The sequence below is a fragment of the Photobacterium sp. 2_MG-2023 genome (assembly GCF_030547675.1).
Lineage (GTDB): Bacteria > Pseudomonadota > Gammaproteobacteria > Enterobacterales > Vibrionaceae > Photobacterium > Photobacterium arenosum.
In genome coordinates, this window is sequence record NZ_JAUOQQ010000023.1 from 1 (window position 1) to 24,112 (window position 24,112).

At 52.8% G+C, this 24,112-nt stretch carries 21 protein-coding genes; 10 read left to right on the forward strand and 11 right to left on the reverse strand.

All coding sequences use genetic code 11. From position 1 onward, the window contains the following. The first annotated feature begins 140 nt into the window (after nt 1-140). The 3 genes from Q4491_RS16560 to Q4491_RS16570 are packed head-to-tail and all read left to right on the forward strand — an operon-like array spanning nt 141 to nt 2,613. A complete protein-coding gene (locus Q4491_RS16560) occupies nt 141-569 on the forward strand; it encodes a hypothetical protein (protein ID WP_303459062.1) in 429 nt (142 codons plus the stop codon). Between the two features lie 2 nt (nt 570-571). Then, nucleotides 572-1,864: an MFS transporter gene (locus tag Q4491_RS16565; RefSeq protein ID WP_303459064.1), complete on the forward strand. Its 1,293-nt coding sequence runs from the start codon at nt 572-574 to the stop codon at nt 1,862-1,864. Beyond that, on the forward strand, nt 1,864-2,613 hold the full coding sequence (locus tag Q4491_RS16570; RefSeq protein WP_303459067.1) for a DUF4105 domain-containing protein: 750 nt from the start codon (nt 1,864-1,866) through the stop codon (nt 2,611-2,613). Before Q4491_RS16565 ends, Q4491_RS16570 begins: the two co-directional genes overlap by 1 nt. A 34-nt stretch (nt 2,614-2,647) precedes the next feature. On the opposite strand, the gene Q4491_RS16575 is transcribed toward Q4491_RS16570, so the two are convergent. The 3 genes from Q4491_RS16575 to Q4491_RS16585 all read right to left on the reverse strand — a co-directional run bounded on the left by Q4491_RS16575 (nt 2,648) and on the right by Q4491_RS16585 (nt 5,768). Next, a complete protein-coding gene (locus tag Q4491_RS16575; protein ID WP_303459070.1) occupies nt 2,648-3,793 on the reverse strand; it encodes an MFS transporter in 1,146 nt (381 codons plus the stop codon). A 220-nt stretch (nt 3,794-4,013) separates the two neighbouring features. Further along, on the reverse strand, nt 4,014-5,042 hold the full coding sequence (locus Q4491_RS16580; protein WP_303459073.1) for a porin: 1,029 nt from the start codon (nt 5,040-5,042) through the stop codon (nt 4,014-4,016). 471 nt (nt 5,043-5,513) lie between these two features. After that, entirely contained in the window at nt 5,514-5,768 is a 255-nt protein-coding gene (locus Q4491_RS16585) for a hypothetical protein (protein ID WP_303459075.1), read from the reverse strand. 179 nt (nt 5,769-5,947) lie between these two features. On the opposite strand from Q4491_RS16585, the gene Q4491_RS16590 reads away from it, so the two are divergent. The 3 genes from Q4491_RS16590 to Q4491_RS16600 all read left to right on the forward strand — a co-directional run bounded on the left by Q4491_RS16590 (nt 5,948) and on the right by Q4491_RS16600 (nt 9,671). After that, nucleotides 5,948-6,574 carry a Crp/Fnr family transcriptional regulator gene (locus tag Q4491_RS16590; RefSeq protein ID WP_303459078.1) on the forward strand — a complete coding sequence of 209 codons (627 nt, stop codon included), beginning with the start codon at nt 5,948-5,950 and terminating at the stop codon, nt 6,572-6,574. 153 nt (nt 6,575-6,727) lie between these two features. Then, nucleotides 6,728-7,489, forward strand: coding sequence for an SDR family oxidoreductase (locus Q4491_RS16595; protein WP_303459081.1), 762 nt, complete (start codon nt 6,728-6,730; stop codon nt 7,487-7,489). A 112-nt stretch (nt 7,490-7,601) separates the two neighbouring features. After that, nucleotides 7,602-9,671, forward strand: a complete 2,070-nt coding sequence (locus Q4491_RS16600) for a BCCT family transporter (RefSeq protein WP_303459084.1) — start codon at nt 7,602-7,604, stop codon at nt 9,669-9,671. Between the two features lie 35 nt (nt 9,672-9,706). On the opposite strand, the gene Q4491_RS16605 is transcribed toward Q4491_RS16600, so the two are convergent. Continuing rightward, on the reverse strand, nt 9,707-10,363 hold the full coding sequence (locus Q4491_RS16605; protein WP_303459086.1) for a pyridoxamine 5'-phosphate oxidase family protein: 657 nt from the start codon (nt 10,361-10,363) through the stop codon (nt 9,707-9,709). A gap of 100 nt (nt 10,364-10,463) precedes the next feature. On the opposite strand from Q4491_RS16605, the gene Q4491_RS16610 reads away from it, so the two are divergent. Further along, nucleotides 10,464-11,912 carry a PLP-dependent aminotransferase family protein gene (locus Q4491_RS16610; protein WP_303459089.1) on the forward strand — a complete coding sequence of 483 codons (1,449 nt, stop codon included), beginning with the start codon at nt 10,464-10,466 and terminating at the stop codon, nt 11,910-11,912. An 18-nt stretch (nt 11,913-11,930) separates the two neighbouring features. On the opposite strand, the gene Q4491_RS16615 is transcribed toward Q4491_RS16610, so the two are convergent. From Q4491_RS16615 to Q4491_RS16625, 3 genes are read right to left on the reverse strand one after another with little or no spacing between them, the layout of a single operon-like run. Continuing rightward, nucleotides 11,931-12,923, reverse strand: coding sequence for a peroxiredoxin (locus tag Q4491_RS16615; protein WP_303459092.1), 993 nt, complete (start codon nt 12,921-12,923; stop codon nt 11,931-11,933). A 34-nt stretch (nt 12,924-12,957) separates the two neighbouring features. Further along, entirely contained in the window at nt 12,958-13,461 is a 504-nt protein-coding gene (locus tag Q4491_RS16620) for a TlpA disulfide reductase family protein (protein ID WP_218383541.1), read from the reverse strand. An 11-nt stretch (nt 13,462-13,472) separates the two neighbouring features. After that, nucleotides 13,473-14,159, reverse strand: coding sequence for a cytochrome c biogenesis protein CcdA (locus Q4491_RS16625; protein ID WP_303459098.1), 687 nt, complete (start codon nt 14,157-14,159; stop codon nt 13,473-13,475). A 221-nt stretch (nt 14,160-14,380) separates the two neighbouring features. Between Q4491_RS16625 and Q4491_RS16630 the strand changes: the two genes are divergently transcribed. Then, nucleotides 14,381-16,729: a winged helix-turn-helix domain-containing protein gene (locus tag Q4491_RS16630; RefSeq protein ID WP_303459100.1), complete on the forward strand. Its 2,349-nt coding sequence runs from the start codon at nt 14,381-14,383 to the stop codon at nt 16,727-16,729. Nucleotides 16,730-16,794: 65 nt separating this feature from the next. Here Q4491_RS16630 and Q4491_RS16635 read toward each other — a convergent pair whose 3' ends face one another. After that, nucleotides 16,795-17,076 carry a hypothetical protein gene (locus Q4491_RS16635; RefSeq protein WP_303459102.1) on the reverse strand — a complete coding sequence of 94 codons (282 nt, stop codon included), beginning with the start codon at nt 17,074-17,076 and terminating at the stop codon, nt 16,795-16,797. Nucleotides 17,077-17,596: 520 nt separating this feature from the next. Here Q4491_RS16635 and pykF point away from each other — a divergent pair. Next, nucleotides 17,597-19,009: a pyruvate kinase PykF gene (gene pykF / locus Q4491_RS16640; RefSeq protein WP_303459104.1), complete on the forward strand. Its 1,413-nt coding sequence runs from the start codon at nt 17,597-17,599 to the stop codon at nt 19,007-19,009. Between the two features lie 435 nt (nt 19,010-19,444). On the opposite strand, the gene ilvN is transcribed toward pykF, so the two are convergent. Both ilvN and Q4491_RS16650 read right to left on the reverse strand, forming a co-directional pair. After that, a complete protein-coding gene (gene ilvN, locus Q4491_RS16645) occupies nt 19,445-19,939 on the reverse strand; it encodes an acetolactate synthase small subunit (protein ID WP_027251784.1) in 495 nt (164 codons plus the stop codon). Beyond that, complete coding sequence (locus tag Q4491_RS16650; protein ID WP_192015433.1) at nt 19,939-21,657, reverse strand: acetolactate synthase 3 large subunit; 1,719 nt, start codon at nt 21,655-21,657, stop codon at nt 19,939-19,941. The genes ilvN and Q4491_RS16650 overlap by 1 nt, the downstream gene beginning before the upstream one ends. Nucleotides 21,658-21,672: 15 nt before the next feature. Here Q4491_RS16650 and Q4491_RS16655 point away from each other — a divergent pair, with 15 nt between their 5' ends. Then, complete coding sequence (locus Q4491_RS16655) at nt 21,673-21,903, forward strand: hypothetical protein (protein ID WP_218383550.1); 231 nt, start codon at nt 21,673-21,675, stop codon at nt 21,901-21,903. A 356-nt stretch (nt 21,904-22,259) separates the two neighbouring features. Here the strand turns inward: Q4491_RS16655 and Q4491_RS16660 are convergent, their stop codons facing one another. After that, complete coding sequence (locus Q4491_RS16660; protein ID WP_303459114.1) at nt 22,260-24,080, reverse strand: long-chain fatty acid--CoA ligase; 1,821 nt, start codon at nt 24,078-24,080, stop codon at nt 22,260-22,262. Nucleotides 24,081-24,112 lie beyond the last annotated feature (32 nt).

Consider the following 24,112-nt stretch of genomic DNA (forward strand, 5'->3'; position numbering starts at 1 on the left):
TGGCTATCGAGATACTGGTTATTTCTTTCTGAAAATACGATCAGTCTTCCCCGGAGATCCGAGATGAACCTTTTTTTATCCCAGGATTACACCCGGGCGAGCCGTTGCTGTTGGCACAGTGCTACCTTTCGGGCACAGCTTTGTTACTCAGCTTCATTTATGTACTCAGGCAAAAAGCCTCAGCCGGGCAGTGGCAACGCCGCCTGGAGCCAGGCAAGGGTAAAGCGACCTACTACCTAGAACCCGGCACAGGCCGCCTGACCTGGGACCACCACCTTAATACCTCCCTCAGCCAGATGCTGGCCCACATTCACTCAGTCGATCAGTTTCTGGCGCTGCTTGCACCTGACATTCGTTCAGACATGCAGGCACGCTGGCAGGCCGTGCAACGCGGGGAGGTGGTTAAGGAGACATTTCAGTTCCAGCTGAACGGACAAACGCATCATCACCTCCAATTGCAGGAAAGCAAACTCATCGGACTCAGCGGGCCGGGTGGGATCGCTGTGGTCGGTTATCTGGAAGAAAATCCGCACAGCGTTCTTTCCTTTCACCATTCGCGGGGAGGCTGACAATGTTGCAGTTGGCACTGTTATTAACGGGCACCGGATTTGTCAGACGAAATGCGCCCTGGCTGGGTTTCATTGGCGTATTTTGGGGCGGCATAGGTATCTCGATGTTTATCGACGGCTTGCAGGGAGAACGCTATTTTCCGCTGCACATCTTCGGCAGTCTGCTGCTGGCTGAAAGTCTGATCACCCTGATGCTCGCCCCCAGTGGCGTAGGCGCACAAAAAGCCGTTCTCTATTTTAAAGGGGGCATCTTCTGCTTCGTCGCTCTGCTGATTCTGTCCGGGCGGGAAAGCAGTAATCTGCTTCTTGCCGTGGTGTTCGGATTCGCCTTTCTGATCACCGGCCTGTTTGTCATGGCTGCGGCCTGGGTCGTGCGTTACCAGCACTGGCCGACAGCCTGTTTGGGCGGCTTTTGCCGATTTCTGTTCGGCATTTATCTGATCATTCCGTATCCGACACATCATCAGGGCATTGTCTCGCAGTTCATTGGAATGATCATGATCCTCAGCGGCATTCATTGTCTGAGGCTGGCATTACGTGCCCGCAGGATCCGTGAGGGAGACTCAATTTTTCATCTGCTCGCTCCCGGCGGGTTACTCCCACCAGCCGATCAGACGCGCACAGAGCAAATACCAGAACCACCCCAGGATTCATCACCACTGATTGTGCATGTCTGGACACCGGAAGGTTCTGCCGACAACACGCCAATCCCCCGCCCCGTGTTTAACCGCTATATTGCAGCCGTTGATACCAATGGGGTGATCTCAACCGGCCATGCGGCATTGGAGATGCACCCGGATCTCTACATCAGCCTCTACCCAGCAGAGGATATTGACCGCTCTCCTTCAGAGTTTTTCAATACTTTAAAAGCCATTCAGGACAACAATGTCGCCGGAGATTTTCAGAAAAACTATGTCAGCGAAGCCGCAGCCTGGTGTGAGTCTGACCGAAAAGTGGTTTTTCACGACTTTAATCCGGCAGCGCTCAGACGTTACTGGGCCAGTTATCGTCAGGTTGAAATATACAATCTGACCTGGCGAAACTGCTCCAGCAGTGTTGCTTACGCGCTTGAGGCCGCTCTGGATGGCGTATTTGCACACCGTGGCGGATGGCTGAGTTTTCTTCGTCTGTTCTTGATCCCCGAACTCTGGATCGCATCTCAGCTCCGCAAACGCGCCATGACCATGGCCTGGACCCCCGGATTAGCGCTGGATTATGCCCGCGCGCTGCATGCGATTGTGCATCCTGTGCAGCTGTCCTGGCTACGCCGCAGGCGTCATGATGAGGCCTCCTGATGCCTAACCTGAGTCAACCCCAGCCATGGCTACCGGAATATTCCCGGTTGGCAGGGATTGAATGGCTGGACAAGGATCATGTCCGGATCAATAACATTCGCAATTTCCGCTATCGCAGTGAAGAGGATCCTTTGCCGGATTGGTACGATCAAACGTTTCGCATCAGCGATGTAAACGGTGTGAATCTGGTCCTTTCCTGCTGGAGCAGCCCAGCCATTGCCCATGTCTTTCTGAGTTTCGGTTTTTGCAGCAACGACTGGCTGGCCGTCTCCATCGAAACTCGCCGACGGGAAAATCAAACCTGGACAGCCTTTGGCGGATTTCTGCGCAACTACCCGGTGATCTATGTAGTTGCCGATGAACGGGATCTGATCGGCGTGCGGACCGATATCCGCAAAGAGCGCGTCTGGCTCTATCCGCTGATCCTGACGCAGGACCAATGCCAGAAACTATTGCGGGATTATCTGATGCGGATTGAAAAAGTGAATGCGCATCCGGAGTGGTATAACACCTTACTGAATAACTGCACCACCAATATTCTGCGTCATGGTCAGGCGGTTTCGCCCCGAGTGCAATATAACTGGCGGATCCTGCTCAGTGGCTACGCTGATCAATACTGTTACCGGTTGGGATTGCTCGACACCCGTCTGCCATTTCCGGAACTGAAACAGCAAAGTCTGCTGCTTCGTAACACATCAGACCGTATCACTTCTGACTTCTCTGCCAGAATCAGGCAACAGCAATACTGACGTCATCAGACAATATCTGATCGTTTTTCGCATCTTAATCCTGCTCGCGTATCAGCGCAGCAGCGGTTTTTCTCAAAGAAAGGATGGCAAACAAAGCACAAAGAATTGCTGTCAGATAAGGCAGACCATGCGTGGTCAGATCCATCGCAAGCCCGCCCAGCAATGGGCCAAACAGCGCCCCGGTTCCCCAGGCAACCGACATCGCCGCATATATCCCCGCCAGTTGTGCCCCGCGAAATTGCGAGCCAACCCAGGTAATCGCCACCGTGTAAATTCCGACAAAAACACCTCCCCAGACAAACAGCAGGCAATAGGCAAGCCAGGGGATTGGCAGTAGAAACGGCCAGATCAAAGCGCCGAGCGCGGAGATCGTCGCCAGTATTGTCATCAGAAGACGCCGATCCATTTTATCTGCCAGCCAGCCCAGCGGCAGTTGCAAAACAATCGCGCCAAACATCAGCACCGAGATCAACAAGGTGGCCTGTGATTCAACCCATCCCAGGTTCATGGCATATAAAGACAGAAAGTTCATGCCGGCCACTTCAATCGCAGCATTGAGTGCCGTCGCAACAATGGCCAGAAATGCCAGTTGGAGACTTTGCCGGTATCCGGTTGGCGTCACATGCTCGCCGGGCTGACGGACCATACCGGCTTTCACTATCAATGCCACCGCCAACAGGGAAATCGCGGCCCCAGCGATGAATGGGAATGCATTATCGCTCCCCATCAGCGCGAGGATCAGTGGCCCGGATGCAAATCCCAACGACATACCGGCGGTATACAGCGCCATGGTTTTCCCGCGCGCCTGTTCCACCGTCGAATCATTGAGCCAGGTTTCAGTCAGCACCATAATGATTTCCGTAAACACACCTAAGCCAAACCGCAGTACAAACCACACGGGGACAGGGGTATAAGGAAACAACAGAAATAACACAGCAATCGCCACCAAGGATGTACACATCAGCGTCAGCGGTGTGAATTGCCGAAACAACTTTGGCAGAAATGGCGCAATGGCAAACACGCCCAGAGCATGCATCGCAGCGTTCAGGCCAATCGTCGACTCACCGTATGCCATATCGGCCAGTTGCAGCGTGATCAACGGCGCACTGAGTCCATAGGTGAGGCTGAAAACAGACACAGAAAAAATAACCGCCAGAATACTCTTTCTTGCGCTATTCATAGGGACGTCCCCTTTCAGATCAAACGAACGCAGACACAGCATCGCACCAATGGCTGGTTCATCTGAACAAGTGTAGAGGGTTTATCTTTCTGGTCGTTCAGCAAAAATTAGACAATGCCCCATTCAGCGAGAAGCGGACATTCAGGCAGCAAACTACATGAGGAAAAAAGCGCTGCAGGTTACCCCCGCAGCGCCATATTGAATGGTATTTCGGTATTGATTACAGGTAGTAACGCATACCGATAATCCACATGTCATCTTCCGGCTTATCGATATCGTTACCCAGATCAAACTGGTAACCACCGAAGCCGACAAAAGTTGGTGTGAAGTTATATTCCGCCTGCAGCGCCATCTGGCTGAAGATGGTGTTGCTGTTCTTGTCATCTTCAACAGATTCGTAGTTCACGCTCAGGTTCAGGCTGCTTGGCAGGGCGTAGGCCAGCAGGCCTTCAATCGCCACTGACTCTTCCAGTATTTGGCCCATGGACTGGTTCATGTATTCGTTCATCGCATACACAACCGCCACGTACAGGCCGTCACCATAGGTGCCGTAATTGGCACTGAACATGTGTGAAAGCGCGGTTTCATCAAATGTTGTATTTGGTATCTGAACATCACCGGTGTTGAAGGCATAGTTCAGGCCGAAGCCCATGATCGAGTAGTTCAGTGCAATCTGGAAGCGGTCATCATAGTCTGCTGCCGTACCTGCCAATTCCTCACCCGTTGTTGCCCCCTGCCAGCCCAGACCAAACAACAGATCGCCGGCATCATTTAAGCTGAGGCTATTGCGGTAGGAGATCATACGCTCGGCACGTGCCGTACCCAGCGGGCCTTGATCGTCATACAGGAAGTCGTTCGCAAACGCGATAGGCAAATCGGCGATCCCTGCACCATCATAGTAAGGTGACCATTGCGTGCCCACCACGCCGCGGCCATAAGCATTGTGTGAGACACCAATGTAACCCAGACGGGTGGAGAACGTCTCTTCGCCGCCTTCCAGATAGTTCAGCGCCCATTCGCCTTTTGCATCGGCGGTAAAACCGTTCCCGATATCTTGTGCCGCATTAATGTTGATACGCGGCGACACTTGCTTCACTTCCGTTTCGCCCTCTTCAGAGCCGCCAAGACCCACAGAAACATGACCACCTATGGAGAGCGTAGTATCACCTTCGTTGTATAACTCAACCGCGACTGCCTGAGATCCATAAAATGCAGCTGCCACTGCAATTGCCAAGTGCTTTTTATCCATAATCATCTTTCCATCTTTTGTTGTGTTCTTATGCGCCGTTACACAGCGTTATGACAAAAATGTGAACATTTGAAACGAGCATTGAAAGCGTAGATAAGGAATGACATAAACACATAAAATAACGACAACAAATTTATTCAAAACTTGTGTTATGTCCCATTTGTGAAAGGTATGTGGTGTGAGCATACTTTGAACACATTATTGAACATGTGCCATAGCAAGAGGTTGAACGCGATTTGGGGTCAATACGGGCTTTAAGCCTGCCCGGCTGGGTGAGCGGATGTATTACACATCATGATGACGTTTTTGTGCTTGGCGAGTGAGAAGTGTGTTGTTTATTTGAGGGTTAGACGAAAAAGCCGCTGTCGTTACACACTGGATGACAGATAAAAGACAAGAGTTCAAAAATCCCAGTCCGCCATGATCTGAACGAACTGGGAACAGCGTTTAGCGGTGATTCACAAACCTTTGTTATCGCTTACCCAGAAAATTGAGCAAAGATTTCACTGCGCCCAGAAAGAAGGGAATAGCGATCAGGCCCGAGCCGATGGAGATAGCAATATAGGTGTAGCTGGTGCTGGTTGACGTATATTGAAAGGAGGCTAAAAAGTTCTGGTATGCCTGCAGGCAAAAGAAAAAGCAACCTATAGTTGCAATAGTCATTCCCAGTAAGCTTTTGATCTTAGACCATAAAAAATCATTGTTCGCGATATTGTTTTCTTGCATCCGGTACACTCTTCATGAGCCAAAATAGGTAAAACACCCTATTCATATAAGGCGGATAATTTCGGAGGCAAGTTAAATCGGGGACTTAGCCCCCTGATAACGAGAACAGTGAATCTCAGCTACGACACAAAAACTGAATATCGCTATCATTGATTCAACAGCATAAAGGCAGGTAAACCATGACCCACTGCGATCAAACAGCCCTCTTACACGAAAAGCTCAGTCTGCTGGTCCAGATCGACAGGGAGAACTGGCAACAATTTGTGAATCACGGACGTTTGACTCATTATCGGGCGGGTGAATCTATCTTTATGCCGGGAGAGAGCACCAGTGAAATACGGTTTATCTGTGAGGGATTAGCTTGCCATTATTACATCAAACCAGACGGTACACGGCGCAATAAGTCCTTCCTTCAGATTGCAGAAGTCGCCTCCAGCCTGTCCTCCATGCATAGCGGACAACCGGCCCGCTTTGGTTGCGAAGCTTTGCAAGCAACACTGTGTTTATCCCTACCCTATGCTGATTTCCAGCAACTCTGCGCTGCTCTGCCTGTTTGGCAATCGGTCAGTCAGGCGCTGCTGACCCGGCTGGCGCTGAAAAAAGAAACGCGCGAAGCCGATTTACTACTGATGTCGCCGACGGAGCTTTATCTGCAGTTTTGCGAACAATACCCAGTCCTGAATCAGACCCTGCCCAATTACCATATCGCATCTTATCTGGGCATCTCTGAAGTCTCTCTTTCACGCATTCGTGCCCGGTTGGGTGTTCAGAATACGTATCAGCGCCAAAAATCACACCGTCATTGATTTTGCTCAGGATCAATCTCAATCGTTATCAATGCTGAAACAGTCCCCTATCAATCTGTGCCATTTTAACCTTTGTTAAAGTGTTTGCTGCCTGCTGGCTTTAAGGTGTTCCAGAACTCACATCACCGCCATTTCACGGCATCAGGAGGACATATGAAACCGCAGAAACTCGCCGGAAAAACAATCGTCATTTCAGGGGGCAGCTCAGGCATAGGGCTAGAACTGGTCAAGCGGCTGCAACCGGACAATACTGTGATAGTGTTAGGCCGGGATAAAGAAAAACTGGCCCGCTTGGAAGCCCGGGGAGTCGTGACTTTCAGCCTGGATATTGCTGAGAAAAGTGAAAGGAATGCACTGTTTCGCTGGCTGGACGATCACTATCCTCATTTTGATGTGTTGATTAACAATGCAGGATGGAGCCGTCCGCACAAGCTGGCTGCACGACTGCCTGTCCAGTCAGACGATGAAGACTGTGAAGACTACGAACTGGAGCTGCGTCATAACCTGGAAGCGCATATCGGCATGACCCTGCATGCCCTGCCTCGGCTGCTGACGCGACCCGATGCCTTCATCATCAATGTCACAACCGGACTGGTTTATAACCCCAAAGCAGCCAGTCCCTACTACTGTGCCGCCAAGGCAGGGCTGCACAGTTTCACTCAGAGTCTGCGCGAGCAAATGAAAGAGCATGATCTTCAGGTGGTAGAAGTTCTGCCTCCACTGGTTGACACTCCCTTTCATCAACAAGGTTTGCCTGCCACTATCCGGGCCGTGACGCCGAGAAGCGTGGTACATGCAATCATCAAAGGAGTGCAGCAAAACCGCCATGAAATCCGGATTGGCCTGTCCAAACTGGCTTATATACTTGGCCGGATTCAACCAAGTCTGGGCTTTCATCTTGTAAACCGAAAATAGCGATGACAGCAAGTGCCTGTGATTTGTTGGGTACTTGCGCCACCTAAATCACGCAGAAGCTATCCGATGCGTATGCCATACTTGAGCAAGGTTTGAATCCTGGAGCGAGACTATGTCAGCAGATAAGCCGTCAGAAGAAAAAACGCAGCGCAGTTCAACAATCCTGATCCCCGTCTTTATCCCCGCCGTGGCGGTCATTTTACTCATGGTGATAGGCACCATCAGTAATCCGACTCTGGCCGGAAAAGTTTTCTCGGAAACCCTCAGTTACGTTACCCAGAGCTTTGGCTGGTTCTATATGCTGTCCGTCGCCATCTTTCTGTTTTTTGTCGTCGCCGTCGCACTGACCAAATGGGGAGAGATCAAGCTCGGTCCGGACCACGCCGAGCCGGAATACAGTTTTCCGGCCTGGTTTGCCATGCTGTTCTCGGCCGGTTACGGGATTGCCCTGCTGTTCTTTGGCGTCGCCGAGCCTGTGCTGCACTATGCCTCGCCGCCTGATGGTCCGGCCATGACAGTGGATGCCGCCAGGCAGGCAATGCAAATTGCCTTTTTCCACTGGGGGTTTCACATCTGGGCCATTTACGGCCTGGTCGGGCTGACACTGGCCTATTTCGCCTTTCGTCATGGCCTGCCGCTATCGATGCGTTCGACGCTGTATCCGCTCATCGGCGAAAAAATCCACGGCCCGATTGGCCATACCGTGGATATCTTTGCCATCCTCGGCACCCTGTTCGGGATTGCGACCACACTGGGCTTGTCGGTGGCACAGATCAATGCCGGGCTGAATTATCTCTGGCCATCGATACCTGTGAATACCACAGTTCAAATCATTGCGATTGTGGTGATCACCGCACTGGCGATTTTCTCTGTGGTCGCCGGCATGGACAAAGGGGTTAAGCGCCTGTCGATCCTGAATATGGTACTGGCAATATCGTTAATGTTGTTTGTGTTTGCCGTCGGACCTACCATCTTCATCCTCAATACTTTCATGCAAAACACCGGCAGTTACCTGAGTAATATTGTCGAGCGTACATTTAATTTACAGGCTTATACCGCCAGCGACTGGATTGGTAACTGGACATTATTTATCTTCGGCTGGACTATTGCCTGGGCGCCTTTCGTCGGCCTGTTCGTGGCGAAAATCAGCCGCGGCCGCACCATTCGCCAGTTCGTGGTCGGGGTGATGGTTGTCCCGACCATTTTCACTTTTCTATGGTTCTCGGTATTCGGCGATACCGCGCTTCATATGATCATGGTCGATGGCTACACCCAGCTAATTGAAGACGTGCAGGCTGATCAGGCCATTGCGCTGTTTAAATTGCTGGAACAGCTACCACTGACTTCGATTGTGTCCTTTATTACTGTCCTGCTGATCATCACTTTCTTCGTCACCTCGTCAGACTCCGGCTCGCTGGTTATCGACTCGCTGGCCTCTGGCGGCGTTGCCCATACACCGGCCTGGCAACGGGTATTCTGGGCTTCGATGGAAGGGCTGGTCGCCGCTGTACTGCTGCTGGCCGGCGGCCTTGGTGCTCTGCAAACGGCATCGATTGTCAGTGCGCTGCCCTTTGCAATCATTATGCTGATCGCGGCAGTTGGCATGTGGCGGGCGCTGGTGATTGAAAGCCACCACAGCCAGAGTCTGGAGCAGCACGTGCAATCCCGATCGCGACAGAGTGGCGGGAAAACCGGACCGGGATACTGGAAAAAACGTCTGGCCAATATTGTCGATTTCCCCGGACGCCAAGAAGTCTCAGGCTTTATTCAGAAGACAGTCTACCCAAGCATGGAGAAAGTAGAGCAGGAGCTTGAGCAGCAGGGCTGGGTGGCCGAAGTGATTTACGATGAAGAGCAAGGCAGAGCCAAATTCGAGGTCTATCAGGAAGGCAAACTGGAATTTCTGTACGAAGTCAGACTGCGGGGCTACCTTATGCCTGATTTTGCCTTCCCTGAAACTGATCATAACCCGGAAGATCCGGAGCATTATTACCGGGCGGAAGTCTTCCTGCGCCGCGGTGGCCGGGCCTACGATGTTTACGGCTATGAGCAGCAGGACATTATTTCCGACATTCTGGATCAGTTCGAAAACTACCTGCACTTCTTGCATGTGTCGCCCGGCATCCTGCCGTGGAACATGGAAGAAGAGGAAAACGACGATCAGCAACAGGCGAAAGAGTAATCAAAGCCGCCCTCTCGCTGCGAGGGCGGCTTAGCTTAATTTTCCCAGCGCTTCCCGTAGGCCGCGCGGTAATCCGGCGTCGGGATCGCTTCGTGCAAACCCGCCGTCGCTTTGAGCGGGCCAACCACAGTACGATACGGGATAAAACCCGCCCAGACCGGCAAATCCAGATCCGCCGGATCGTCGCCCACTTCTTTATTGCTGATTTTCACCGAGGCCTCGTTAAGCGGCATCCGCAGCACAGTCGTCGCTGCCAGTTCCTTGCTATTACTCAGCCGGATGTCCTGCGTCCGTCCGGGGGCGATCTGCTCAACAAAATGGTTCAGCACCCTGTCTTTTTCAGCGTTATCCTCAATCACCTCAAACTGGCCGAACACCACAGCCGAGCGGTAATGGGCGCTGTGATTAAACGCCGACCGCGCCAGCACCCAGCCATCAAACAGGGTGAAGGTTAAACAGGTTTGCACCTCCTGCCTGAGCTTGCGCAGCAAACGGCTGTTGTTGGCGCCATGAATATAGACAAAATCCCCCACCCGCCACGCCAGCATAGGGATCACCACTGGCCCCTGTGCTTCCTGAATCGCCACATGCGCCACCAGGCTTTCATCGATGATCTGATACAAGGCTTCCTGTTCAAACACCGCCTTGTGGGCTCCTTTCTTAATGTCGGTTCTCTTGCTGGTCGATAACATAACTGTCCCTGATTCCACTGCAACTCAAATAATCATGAAAAGATACCGGCAAACCGGTATGATTTTCAGAGCCAGTTTTAACCAAATGACAGTACCAGTTATGCCTCACATTACTCCCACACTCATAGAAACCGGCGATCTTTCGATCACTGGTGGTTCGGGTACGCGCCAGGATCGGCTTTTTCACGCGATCCGTGAAAAGATTGTCGGTAATTTGTGGCCAATGGGCGGGAAATTACCGTCAACGCGCAAACTGGCTGATGAATTATCCCTGAGCCGCAATACCGTCACGGCGGCTTATGAGCAACTGGTCGCGGAAGGCTATATCGAAAGCCGGTTGGGCTCGGGATTTTATGTCTCTGTTGAGCTGCCGGAACACTATCTGACGGCGCAATCACCACGAGTCGAAAGCAAGCCGCCAGCCACCGCGCAGACCTTTCATCTGAATGCGCCTTTTGCGCCCGGTGTGCCGGATCTGGATGCATTTCCGGCGGCCAAATGGCAAACCTTATTGCAGCGCCACGCTGGTCGGCAATCACTGATGGGTAACCAGGATTTGCAAGGGTTACCCGTACTGCGACAGGCGCTGTCTGACTATCTGGCTTCCAGTCGCTCGGTTCATTGTGATCCCGATCGAATCATCATTACCAGCGGAGCACAGCAGGCGCTGTCTCTTGCCTTGCTGGCGACACTCAACCGGGGTGATCGGATACTGATGGAGCAGCCGGGCTACACCCAGATGCGCAAGATCATCGACTGGCAGGGTTATCACTTACAACCGCTTCCTGTGCGGGCATATCAGGGGCTGGATGTAGAATCCGTGCTGGCCTGTGAGTCAGAGGCACTCTACTTAACCCCCAGTAATCAGTACCCGATGGGCACGACTCTGAACACAGAACAAAGACTGAAGCTGATTGAGTGGGCTGTACAGGGCAAGCGCTGGATCATCGAAGATGACTACGACAGTGAATTTCAGTTTGCCCACCGCCCTTATACCAGTCTGCAGGGGCTGGCCGGCCAGATGGGCTGTGATGATCAGATACTCTATGCCGGCTCATTCAGTAAGGTGATGTTCAACAGCCTGCGGCTGGGTTATCTGGTGGTGCCGCCCTCGCTGGTATCACCTTGTCTGATGATCAAAGATGCCCTGACCGGCGACACCCAGGCGCACACTCAGGCTGCACTGGCCGATTTCATTCAGGAAGGAGATCTGCTGCGCCATATCCGAAAAATGCGTCGGCTGTACAAAGAAAAGCATCGCTTGATGTTGGATGCCATCAGCCGATTTTTCGGGGATCAGGTTGAAGTGATCAGCCAGCCTGCCGGACTGCACATTACGCTCAGGTGGCAGGGCGGGATCAATGAGCATGACTGGGCGGAGCAAGCAGCGGCCGCCAGCATAGTGCTGCGACCGCTGAGTTATTACGAACACCCGCAGCACCAGGCCAGAGACTGGCACGGAGCAGTGCTCGGCTTTGGCAATGTGGCTCCCGCAGACATCGAACCGCGGGTTGCCCGCCTGGCTGCACTGTTCCACAGCCAGCCATGACGGACAACCTCTCCGGTATCAACGTATCTGGTCGCCGCGGTACTGAATGCGCCCTTGCGGCCCGACATCGACTTGATAGGGCGTGGCATGTACGCCATACGCTTTGTACAGTGCATTGTCCGTATCAAAGATCAGCGGGGCCGTCAGTCCAAATTTTTCCGCAAAGCCTGCTGCGATGCCGGCATCAATGTAATACCCGCTGATCACGCCAACCCACTGGCGTGATTGATCCAACTCGACCTGCTGCTGCCACTGTGCCAGCTTGTCCTCACAATCCGGGAAGTGCGGCATCGGGCACAGGGCATCAACAAAGACCAGAGACACAGGTTGCTTGCCTTTGTTTTGCGTCAGCAATCCCGCCAGCGACACCGTCTGATCGGATAAAGTCTGGCGCTCAAACCGGGGCGCTTCAGCACCGATCTGCGGCACCACATAAGGCGCAGGCTGTTTCAGCGGCTGACGCGTCATACTTTCTGATTCAGCTGGCGGCTGGACCGCTTTCCAGGCGTAGGTTTCTGCATCCCGCGCCGGGGGCGCTTCAGCCTTGGCCGCTGGATTCAGGTAAGCCAGCAGGGCGTCATTCCCGCCCGAAAACACGACTTTTCCGTGCTCAATCAGCACATGTGCCGGGGTTTGCCAGAAACCGAACTGCTTGAGCAGCGCCTGCTGATGGTCGAGCACCAGTGGTGCAACTTGCGGATAATAGCTCTGAAATTCCTGCAATTGCGCACGCGTCACATTAAATTCCGGCTGTATCCAGATTTGATGTGTCGATTGCCGGAATGATGCTGGCAGCTGTTCAACAAAAGCCTCCGTCCCCCCACCGGCATAGCTGGTCCAGATATCCAGAAACACCAGATGGGTTCGTGTCTCATCAGACAAATCTATCAGCTGGCCGGACAGGGTTTGTTGCCGCTCCAGTAATGCCACGCCTGATTCAGCCTGAGTCACCGCCGGTGTCAGCAGGCAGGCCAGCACAGAAAATGTGTATATAAAACCCGATCGTTTCATGCGTTCATCCTCTCATTTTCGTTCGTAGAACACTTCAGTCCTGAGCCCATTGCTCGATGATCTGATCCAGCTGGTCAGTGGCCAGAAAAGTGCGGTAGGCCACTTTTCCGTCTTTGTCGATCAGAATATGGTGCGGGGTGCCCACCACCTGATACTTCTGGGTGATCTCCCCGTTGGCATCAAAGATGGTCGGAATGTCATACCCTTCCTGACTGAAAAACTGCTGAATATTTGCCACCGAATCATTGAAACCAACATTGATCGACATCACTTTAATCTCATCACCAAATTGCTGCTCAATGGCATTCAGATGCGGCATCTCAGCTTTGCAGAAGCTGCACCAGGTCGCCCAGAATTTGAGATAGACAGGTTGTTTGCCAAGGTAATCCGATAAATCGAATGCTTGGCCAGACAGAGTTTTAGCCTCAAACAGCGGTGCGGTCTGATCCGTCTCCGCGGCCTGGACTGCAGACATTGACACGGCAACTGCCAGTACCATGACTTGCCACCCTTTGTTGATTAACACAGAAGCTTTCATATCATCTCCGTTTACATTACCTGAAAGAAAAAGAAGGTGCCGGCGCCGGCCATCAGAGCGGCCATCAGCCATTTCACCCGGTTCATCCACTGACCAGAACGCGGCAGCGACGTCAGCAGGCCACCGAAAGTGCCAGCCAGCACCAGCAGCGCGCTCATTCCGAGCGCAAACACAAACATCAGCAAAGCGGCCCAATACGCATTACCGGAGGAGGCGACGTACATCAGCAGCATGCCCAACACCGGAGAAGTACAGGGCGCCATTACCAGCCCTGAACAGGCACCGGCCAAAAATGTGGCAATCACGGGCTGACGGACAAACTGAGGCAGAGGCAGACCCAGCGAGAGGGCCGGTAACTGAAGCCAGCCGAGCATCCAGGCGGCCATGGCGAAACAAAACACCCCCACCAGCATCAGGGTGATCGGGTGGCTGGCCACAACACCAAACAGTTGCCCGGTCGTCGCCGCCAGTACCCCCAGCAAGGCGTAAATCACAGCAAGGCCAATCACATAACTCACGGAAAGGCCGAAGGACTGCCAACGTCCTTTGGCATGGCTGCCAACCACAGAGACAGTGATAGGCAGCATGGGATATACGCAAGGAGTCAGGCTGGTCAGCAGCCCGGTAAGAAATACTGCGCCAACAATCCACAACCCGAATTGCTGATTGAAAAGCGCGGTCTGAATAGCGGTTTCCATAAAAGGTCGCATCCTTTGTTAATAAAGATGCCACGGTTATATCGAACAACTCAGTTTGAGTTCTCAAATCGGCCTAAAATGGCGGTAAAATCTAAATGAAATCAATATAAAACAAAAATAATCAATAACTTAAAGCTTGAGCATTTTCCACTATCAGATTGATTTCACGTTGTTTGTCCGTAAAATGAAGCATCAGAAATCAACACTCAACCGGACAATTTATGGCCTGCTTTCAGTTTGCTGCCTTTACGTTTGATCCCGAAACAGGACAGTTGTGCCAGCAGACGTCCGCAGGTCAAACCGACATCCACCTGCGCCATAAAGTGTCACAGTTACTGACCTATTTACTGACCCATCCGGATCAGCTCATCAGCAAAGACACCCTGTTGGACGCTCTCTGGGAGCACAGCGAATACCGGGAAAACTCACTCACACAAAGTATTCGTGAGCTGAGAAAAGCGTTGGGTGACAGTGCCCAGAACCCGCAGTTCATCCGGACCTATCCTCAGCGGGGATATCAGTGGATCTGTCCAATCAGCGAACCGAGGCGTCAGGACGTACCATCACCCACACGACAGGAAGCGCGGTCTGAAAAACGAACCCGCCAGATATCCAGACCCGTTCTGCTCTCAGGCCTGTTCACTTTACTGGTTCTCATTTCCGGATTGTGGCTGATGCAACGCCCGGTATTTCTGACGGCTCAGAACCCGCCGCCACTCAATGCCCATCGCAGCACCGGGCTGGTCGTGTTTCCCATGATCAATGACACAGGCAAAGCCGAGTACGACTGGGTTCAGCTCGGGCTGGCCGATATGCTGTCAGTGCAATTGAATCAAAACGGACCACTGAGCGTGATTCCGCCGGCCCTTGCTAAAGCCTGGCTTCTGGATGCGGAGCTCAGCTGGCCTGCACTTCCGGCTCAGATACGCACACTGCTCAAACAGCGGGGCTACGAGGCAGCATTGTTTGCCAGCGTCCGCCTGCACAATAAGCAGCAGGTGCTGACATTTCAGGTGATTTATGCGGACGGCCGGACTCAGCAAGGCAGTATGAGCTATCCGCAACTGGCATCAGCCATGCATTCAGTCAGTCACCAGCTAAACCGACTGCTCAGCCCCGGCGACATACGGCCCGAACCTCAACAGGCTCCGGCGATTGCCGTACAGACGCTGGCACAAGGGCGATCATTGCTGCAAACACAAGGCGCTCAGGCGGCCAGGAAATACTTCGAAGCGGCGCATATTCTGGAACCCGAGAGTCTGTGGACTCAGATCCAGCTGGCCGGTACGGAAGTACTGCTGGGGCAGTGGCCGCAAGCAGCGCTTCGGCTTCAGGCTCTACCGGAAGCACTGGTGCGTAAGGAACCGGCTTTGTATGCGGCGCAGCGCTACTGGCTGGCTGAACTGAGTTACCGACAGGGCGATTCGGATGCTGCCACTTTGACTGATGAGGCTGTTCGTGCCGCAGATCAGTCGAATGATCCACAGATGCGCATCATGGCTTACCAGCTACAGGCGCAGCTGGCGTGGAATGAGATGGACTGGAAAACCCATAACCAGCTCACGCAACACATCACTGCACTGTTAGGAAAAGGACAGGCACTGCGTCAGGATGCCGATCAACAGTTTTACCTCGGCCGTCCCGCCAGTGTCGGGCTGGAAAGAAACCCAGACAATGACCTTGCGGCCAATAAAGAGCGCCTGTTTAAGGCACTGAATTTTTATCGTCAGCTTGCTGATCAACCACGTCAGGCTGCAACATTACTGGCCATCGCACAAAATGATCAGATTGAGCCACCGATCCGCGAATCTTCCTTGAGCGAAGCCATCGCAATGTACCGTGATCTCGGCCAGCCTTATGAGCTGGCGCTGGCATTGATTTATCAGGGATTTTATTTAATGCAGTCCCATCAGGGCCGAGCTGCGGACACTTTTTTCACTGAAGCCAGGGCTTTGGCTGAACAGCTCGGTGCGCGACGCTTGCTCCTTGACAGTGAGTTCTACCAGGCCTTTGCCACCATGGATCAAGGGTTGGATCTGCAGTGGCTGGGCAAACACGGGCAACAACCCCAACAACTGGCACGCGCTGAGAGAGCTTTTTCACAACTGCTGACAAAAGGGGTATCTCCTCTTCTGCAAGCCAATATCGCTTTATTTCAAGGCTGGATCGCAACCGATCAACACCAGATATCGTTGGCAATGGAACATCTTGATCGTGCCGGGCACCTGGCACAATCGCTGAACCTCCCGCTGACCCAGAGCTATATCCGCTACAGCAAAATGCGGATTCATTTAGAACAGGGCAACTATGCTGCCGTGATTGCATTGAGCAGTGTCACGCCTATCACCCGACTTGAAGCAATTTACACCGCCCGGGCCCATTACGAACTGGGGCAGCCTGCCCGGGCAATTGCCACTCTGGCACAGTTTCAGTCAGATTTTCCCGAGCAATGGCAACCTGAAGACGAACAGCGGCAGCAACACTATCAACAGGCTTTACAAGGCCGTTCTATCGTACTGTCAGCTGAGCCCAAAGCCCATCTCGTCTATTGCGAGAGCGGCTGGTTGTAAATTTCACGAACGAGCGCCCCTCCGTCTAACCCTGAGCGCCGAAAGCTGATCGGGACGGTAAACGGTCAAGCGCTCACCCGCCATACCGGACGGCGGCCTGGGCAGAGGCTCGGCCCGTTTAACCAGCGCCTGAGCTGACCATGCATAGGCGCTGTGATCGCCTCGGCTTTCTCTTGGGCTTTCACGCCTGTTGGCGCACTGGCCGCTGTTGCCGCCGCCTGTTGTGCTGCCGCGGTCGGTTCAGCGGCTTTCACGGTTTTGTCAGGCTGTGGTTTAACGGGTTGCTCTGGCGGCGCTTTTTCAGCAGATATTTGCTCCACAGCATGGTAAACAGGCCAAAAGCACATAAAATTCAGCGCCTGTCATCAAACAGCCATCTTGCTTCAACAGAATTGGTTATTTGATAAAAATCTTTTTTCGGCCGGGTGAGCCCCCAATCCTGCTGAGGAGTGGGTCAATGCCTTATCGTCTGTGGCTTTTATCGAGGAATCAGACGCATAGATATCTGGTCGGGTCAAAAAGTTGACACAACTCACATGCTGGTAAGGAAAAGAAACTCTGCTATACTTACGACCTTGTTAATTCAGCCACTTTGTGGCACTGGCAGCGGATCTCCACAGCCCTTGTGTCGACGATTCAGTCAGTCTGTAAGCCTTTTCGTCAGCTTTATCAAAGCAATGCAACTGCTTTTATAAAGCAAGTAATGTTGCCAAACAATTTGTATGGCTCAGTGATACCTTTCAGGACTTTGTTGATAAAAACACGATCATGATCTCATTTTGTAGCTATGATTCAACATCAACAGATCACCCCTTTGAGGTATAAAAGCGCCAGAAGTTTCCTTCAAGTTCTCGGAGAATATTCTCAATGAAAAAAACCAAAATCGTCTGCACGATTGGTCCTAAGACAGAATCTGTTGAAATGCTGACCAAACTGGTTAACGCCGGTATGAACGTTATGCGTCTGAACTTCTCGCACGGCGATTTCGCCGAGCACGGTCAGCGTATCCAGAACGTTCGTGAAGTCATGGCGCAAACCGGTCAACCTGTAGCCATTTTGCTGGATACCAAAGGGCCTGAAATCCGCACCATCAAACTGGAAGGCGGCGCAGACGTTGCACTGACAGCAGGTCAGGACTTTACTTTCACCACTGATATCACAGTTGTCGGTAACCAAGACCGCGTGGCCGTGACTTACCCTGGTTTTGCCAACGATCTGAGCGCAGGCGACACTATCCTGGTTGACGATGGCCTGATCGAAATGGAAGTGCTGGCGACGACCGACACAGAAGTGAAATGCCGTGTACTGAACAACGGCGATCTGGGCGAAAACAAAGGTGTGAACCTGCCTGGTGTGTCTGTCAAACTGCCGGCACTGGCTGAGAAAGACAAAGCCGACCTGAAATTCGGTTGTGAGCAAGGCGTTGACTTCGTTGCCGCTTCTTTCATCCGTAAAGCAGAAGACGTTAATGAAATCCGCGAACTGCTGAACGCCAACGGCGGCGAGAAGATCCAGATCATCTCTAAAATCGAAAACCAGGAAGGTGTTGATAACTTCGACGCGATTCTGGAAGCTTCTGACGGCATCATGGTTGCCCGTGGCGACCTGGGTGTCGAAATCCCGGTTGAAGAAGTGATCTTCGCACAGAAGATGATGATCGAGAAATGTAACCGCGCCCGTAAAGTGGTCATCACTGCCACTCAGATGCTGGATTCTATGATCAAGAACCCGCGTCCGACCCGTGCCGAAGCCGGTGACGTTGCCAACGCCATCATGGACGGTACGGATGCCGTGATGTTGTCTGGAGAGTCCGCGAAAGGTAAATACCCGATTGAAGCCGTGACCATCATGGCGCAAATCTGTGCCCGTACCGACTCAGCAATGCGTGCGTCACTGAGTGCGCGCCTGGACAGCCCTCGCCTGCGTATTACTGAAGCCGTCTGTAAAGGTGCGGTAGACACATCCGAGAAACTGAATGCGCCACTGATTGTTGTAGCGACCGAAGCCGGTAAGTCTGCCCGCTCTGTGCGTAAGTACTTCCCGACGGCCAACATTCTGGCTATCACCACTAACACCAAAACCGCCGCTCAGCTGTGCCTGACTAAAGGCGTCACGCCAGTGGTTGTCGATGCCATCGAAAGCACTGATGCCTTCTACGCACGCGGTAAAGCGCTGGCGCTGGAGTCTGGTCTGGGTGCAAAAGGCGATATCGTGGTCATGGTCTCTGGTGCGCTGGTACCTTCAGGCACGACTAACACTGCCTCGGTACACGTACTGTAATTTCAGCCGTCACGGCAATTGCTGCATATAGCAAGGCGCATAGAAAACGGGAGCTTCGGCTCCCGTTTTTTTATCTGCCCGACTGTTTCGCGTTACCCGGCAAAAGGTTCACCAGCCAAAGATTTCCTTGTGATGCGTATTCAGTAACAAGACAGCCAGCAGGAAATACAAGGCACTGACGTGAAAGCCGAGCCAACACAGCAACAATGCCATACAACGAACTAAAACGGTATTGAACATCGACCTGCCCTCCACGCATGCTGTCTGCCAGATAGAAAACATCTGAAATCCAATGGCACAGCCACACGGTCAACCGAAAATGTCTCCGCACTCCTTATTAGACTTTAGTCTAATGTCGACAAAAAAGGCCACTACGAAAAAGCCCGCCAGGTATTGCCTGGCGGGCTTGAAAAGGAAGGTATTTTGCTGGAAGGATCAGGCTTTCAGTGAACGCTCACCACGGGCAATGCCGACCACGCCGCTGCGGGCAACTTCAATGATTTCAGTCGCTTCGCTGACCGCGTCCAAAAACGCATCCAGTTTGTCACTGGTGCCGGCCAGCTGAACGGTATAAATCTGGCTGGTAACATCCACAATCTGACCACGGAAAATATCCGATGTCCGCTTCACTTCGGCACGGGCATAACCGCTGGCTTTAACTTTCACCAGCATCAGTTCACGCTCAACATGTTCAGAGTCGGTCACATTGCTGACTTTCAGAATATCGATCAGCTTGTGCAAGTGCTTCTCGATCTGCTCCAGCGCCGCATCTTCCACACTGGTGGTGATGTTCAGCCGCGACAACGTCGGGTCATCCGTCGGTGCCACAGTCAAAGATTCAATGTTGTAACCACGCTGGGAGAACAGCCCCACCACGCGTGAAAGTGCACCTGGTTCGTTTTCTAATAATACTGATACAATCCTGCGCATTAGGTTCTCTCCGTTTTACTCAGCCACATTTCACTCATGGATCCGCCTCGGATCAGCATTGGGTAAACGTGCTCTGTTTCATCCACGCTGATATCGACAAAGACTAACTTATCTTTCATTGCTAAAGCGCGTTCCAGCTCACTTTCCAGCTTCGCCGGATCCGAAATTCGGATACCGACATGGCCATAAGCTTCTGCAATAGCGGCAAAATCAGGCACTGAATCCATGTAGGAGTGCGAGTGGCGGCCCTGATAAATCATGTCCTGCCATTGTTTTACCATGCCCAGAAAACGGTTATTCAGGTTAATAATTTTCACCGGAATGTCGTACTGGAGGGCGGTCGACAATTCCTGGATATTCATCTGAATACTGCCGTCACCGGTCACGCAGAGAACTTCCGCATCAGGAAAGGCGAACTTCACGCCCATCGCCGCCGGCAGGCCAAAGCCCATGGTGCCCAGACCACCGGAGTTTAACCAGCGCCGCGGCTTGTCGAACGGATAATACAGGGCCGCAAACATCTGGTGCTGACCCACATCCGATGCCACGTAAGCATCGCCATTGGTTAATTTATAAACCGTTTCAATGACTTGCTGAGGCTTGATGCGATCACTGTCAGTTTGGTAGCTCAGACACTTGCGTGCCCGCCAGGATTCTATTTCGCTCCACCATTCATCCATCGCGGCTTTATCGTTGCTGTCCTGCTGCTCTTCCAGCAGTTTCAGCATGCTGTTGAGCACCGCATCTGCCGAGCCGACGATCGGAATGTCGGCTTTAACTGTCTTCGAAATCGACGACGGGTCGATATCAATATGCATGATGGTGGCGTTCGGACAGTATTTTTCCAGATTATTGGTGGTACGGTCATCAAACCGGACGCCGATACCAAAAATCAGATCAGCATTGTGCATGGTCATATTCGCTTCATAGGTACCATGCATACCCAGCATACCCACGCTGTTATGGTGCGTGCCGGGGAAAGCGCCCAGCCCCATCAGGGTACTGACCACAGGAATATTCAGGCTTTCTGCCAGTGCCAGCACTTGCTGCTCACTGTTCGACATGATGACACCGCCACCCACGTACAGCACCGGCTTCTTAGCGGCCAGCAAGGCTTTCACGCCACGCTTGATCTGACCTTTGTGGCCCTGCAGGGTGGGATTGTACGAGCGCATGCTGATCGCTTCCGGGTACTGGTACGGATAGGCTTTTGACGGATCCAGCATGTCTTTAGGGATATCAACAACCACAGGTCCGGGACGGCCGCTGGCTGCGATGTAAAAGGCTTTTTTGATGATGGCCGGAATATCTTCTGTTCGCTGCACCAGAAAACTGTGTTTAACAACCGGACGGGAAATACCGACCATGTCGCATTCCTGGAAAGCATCGTTACCAATCAGGTGGCTCATAACCTGGCCGGACAGTACCACCATAGGGATTGAATCCATATATGCGGTGGCAATACCTGTGATGGCGTTGGTTGCACCCGGACCGGATGTCACCAGTACAACGCCGACGTCACCTGTAGCGCGGGCATAGCCGTCAGCCATGTGAACAGCTGCTTGCTCATGGCGCACTAATACGTGCTCGATGTCGCTCTTTTCATGCAGCGCATCATAAATATCCAGAACAGAACCGCCAGGGTAACCGAAGATATGCTTCACGCCTTGGTCGATCATCGAACGGACGATCATATCAGCGCCGGACAACATTTCCATATTCTTGTCTCCAGGTTGCGTATACCTGCGTCTGTACCGGAGCATCTGACCTTGTGTGCCGGGTATGATGGCGAGCTGGGGCTGTCTTTCTGTGCCGGAGCAGCAGAAGGGCAGTCATACCGGGTTACGCCAGCATACCGAACGGGTTTGCTTAACATTCGTCGCCGTCAGCAAGACAGCGGTAGGGAGCAGACCAACAGTGTCAGTGGTACAGACGGGTATAACATAGTTAGGGCTTATCTTTAGCCTAAAGAAATCCAGTGTGTTTTCGTACTATGTGACTGCCAATGGACATTCCCACCAGCAGTAACCCAGTCGCCACCTTAACGTTTTTTAACCGCTGGCGTCCATTCCCCATAGCTATTTCGTGGTTATTTTCTGTACTGACTATAAATAACCTTATTAACGGCCAGAGAATAAACACAGAGCGGGATAATGAACCAAAATCACATTAAAAAATTAGCATATACACCCATCACTATCCGTTACAAAGCAGCAATGCTGACAGAAAATCATGAAAAAGGCAGGCGCGAGTATGACAGGTAAGACAACGGCCTGCCGGCAGGCCGCTGGTTGCGGAAAAGATTTCGGACTGAAGCCGCTTAACGCTTCGGTGGCTCCTGGCGCGGGTTCTCGTGATACATGGCTTCAATCTGCTGATGATAGCGCTGAAGGATCACCTTGCGGCGCAGCTTCTGCGTCGGTGTCAGCTCTCCATCATTCATAGAGAATGCCTTGGGCAGTAACGTAAACTTTTTCACCTGCTCAAACTTGGCGAGATCTTTTTGCAACTCGGCAATGCGTTTCTCGACCATGGCCATAATCTGGCTGTGCCTGAGCAGCTCCAGACGGTTGTGATACTTGATATTCAACTCGCGGGCGTGATTTTCCAGGGTGTCGAAGCAAGGCACCACCAGGGCAGAAACAAACTTGCGGGCATCGGCAATCACCGCGATTTGCTCGATCATCGTATCCTTGCCGATCGCGCCTTCAATCACCTGAGGCGCAATATACTTACCGCCTGAGGTTTTCATCAGCTCCTTAATCCGGTCGGTGATGAAAAGATTCCCCTGTGCATCGAATTCGCCGGCATCACCGGTTTTCAGGAAACCATCCGGGGTAAAGTTCGCGGCGGTTTCTTCCGCCAGCTTGTAGTACCCGCGCATCACCATGGGCCCGCGCACCAGAATTTCACTGTTCTCACCGATTTTCACTTCCGCACCGGGCATCAGGGTGCCAATCGAATCGGCGTTAAAACCCATATCGTCCCAGCAGGAGACGGTGGCCGTGGTTTCCGTCATCCCGTAGCCCAGCTTGACGTTGATGCCTATGGCATGAAAGAAACGTCCGATACCGGCATCCAGCTTGGCACCGCCGCAAGGCATGAACTTAATGCGTCCGCCCAGCACATCACGCAGCTTTGACAGCACCAGCTTATCAGCCGCTTTATGGGCGATGTTTAACCAGGCCGCCGGCCGCCGGTTCTGCTGCCGGCATGCCGCCATACGGTGACCAATGGCCAGCGCGGCGTGAAACAGCGCCCGGCGGTGAACAGGCGCTTTGGCCACTTTGGCCTGCACCGCACCGTAAATTTTCTCGTAAACACGCGGCACCGCTGACATCACATTCGGACGCACTTCCACCAGCGCCTCACGCACGGCATTGGTATCGGTCAGATAACAGTTGATACCACCGCGGTGCAACACATAGAAGCTCCAGGCGCGTTCGAACACATGGGACAATGGCAGGAAACACAAAGAAACATCCCCTTCACTCAGGGCCAGTCTCTGATCATGGCCTTGCAGCTGCGCAGCAATATTGGCGTAATCCAGCATCACCCCTTTGGGCGTACCTGTGGTGCCTGAGGTGTAGATCAGCGTCAGCAAATCATCCATCCGGCAATCTGCCAGACGGGCCTGCAGCACCTCTTCATCCCCGCTTCTACCCTGGGCGACAAACTGCTGGTAATCACACACCAAAGCATGATCGGTATGGTCACTGTGCCCATCCATCAGCACGATACGTTCCAGCTGCGGGCACTCTGCCGCTATCTGCAATACCGCATCCAGTTGGGCGGCTTCGCCCACGAACAGTACCTTGATGTCGGCGTTATTGATGATATAAGCCGCTTGCTGAGCGGTACTGGTCGGATAAATCGGCACCGTCACCCCGCGCAGGTACAAGGTCGACAGATCGGCGACCGTCCAGCGGGCCATGTTGGGCGAAAAAATCCCGACTTTATCCTGAACGCCGATGCCCTGAGCCAGCAACGCCAGTGAGAGCTGGTGAATCTGCTCACCCAGCGTCTGCCAGCTGATGTCCCGCCACTGGCCATCATGATGATAGCGAAGCGCGATACGGCTCCCCAAACGGGCGATCTGGTGCTGAATACGGTGAACTATGTGGTAGTCAAGTTGTGACATAAACGGCTCTGTCATGAAATTAGCTTACAGCT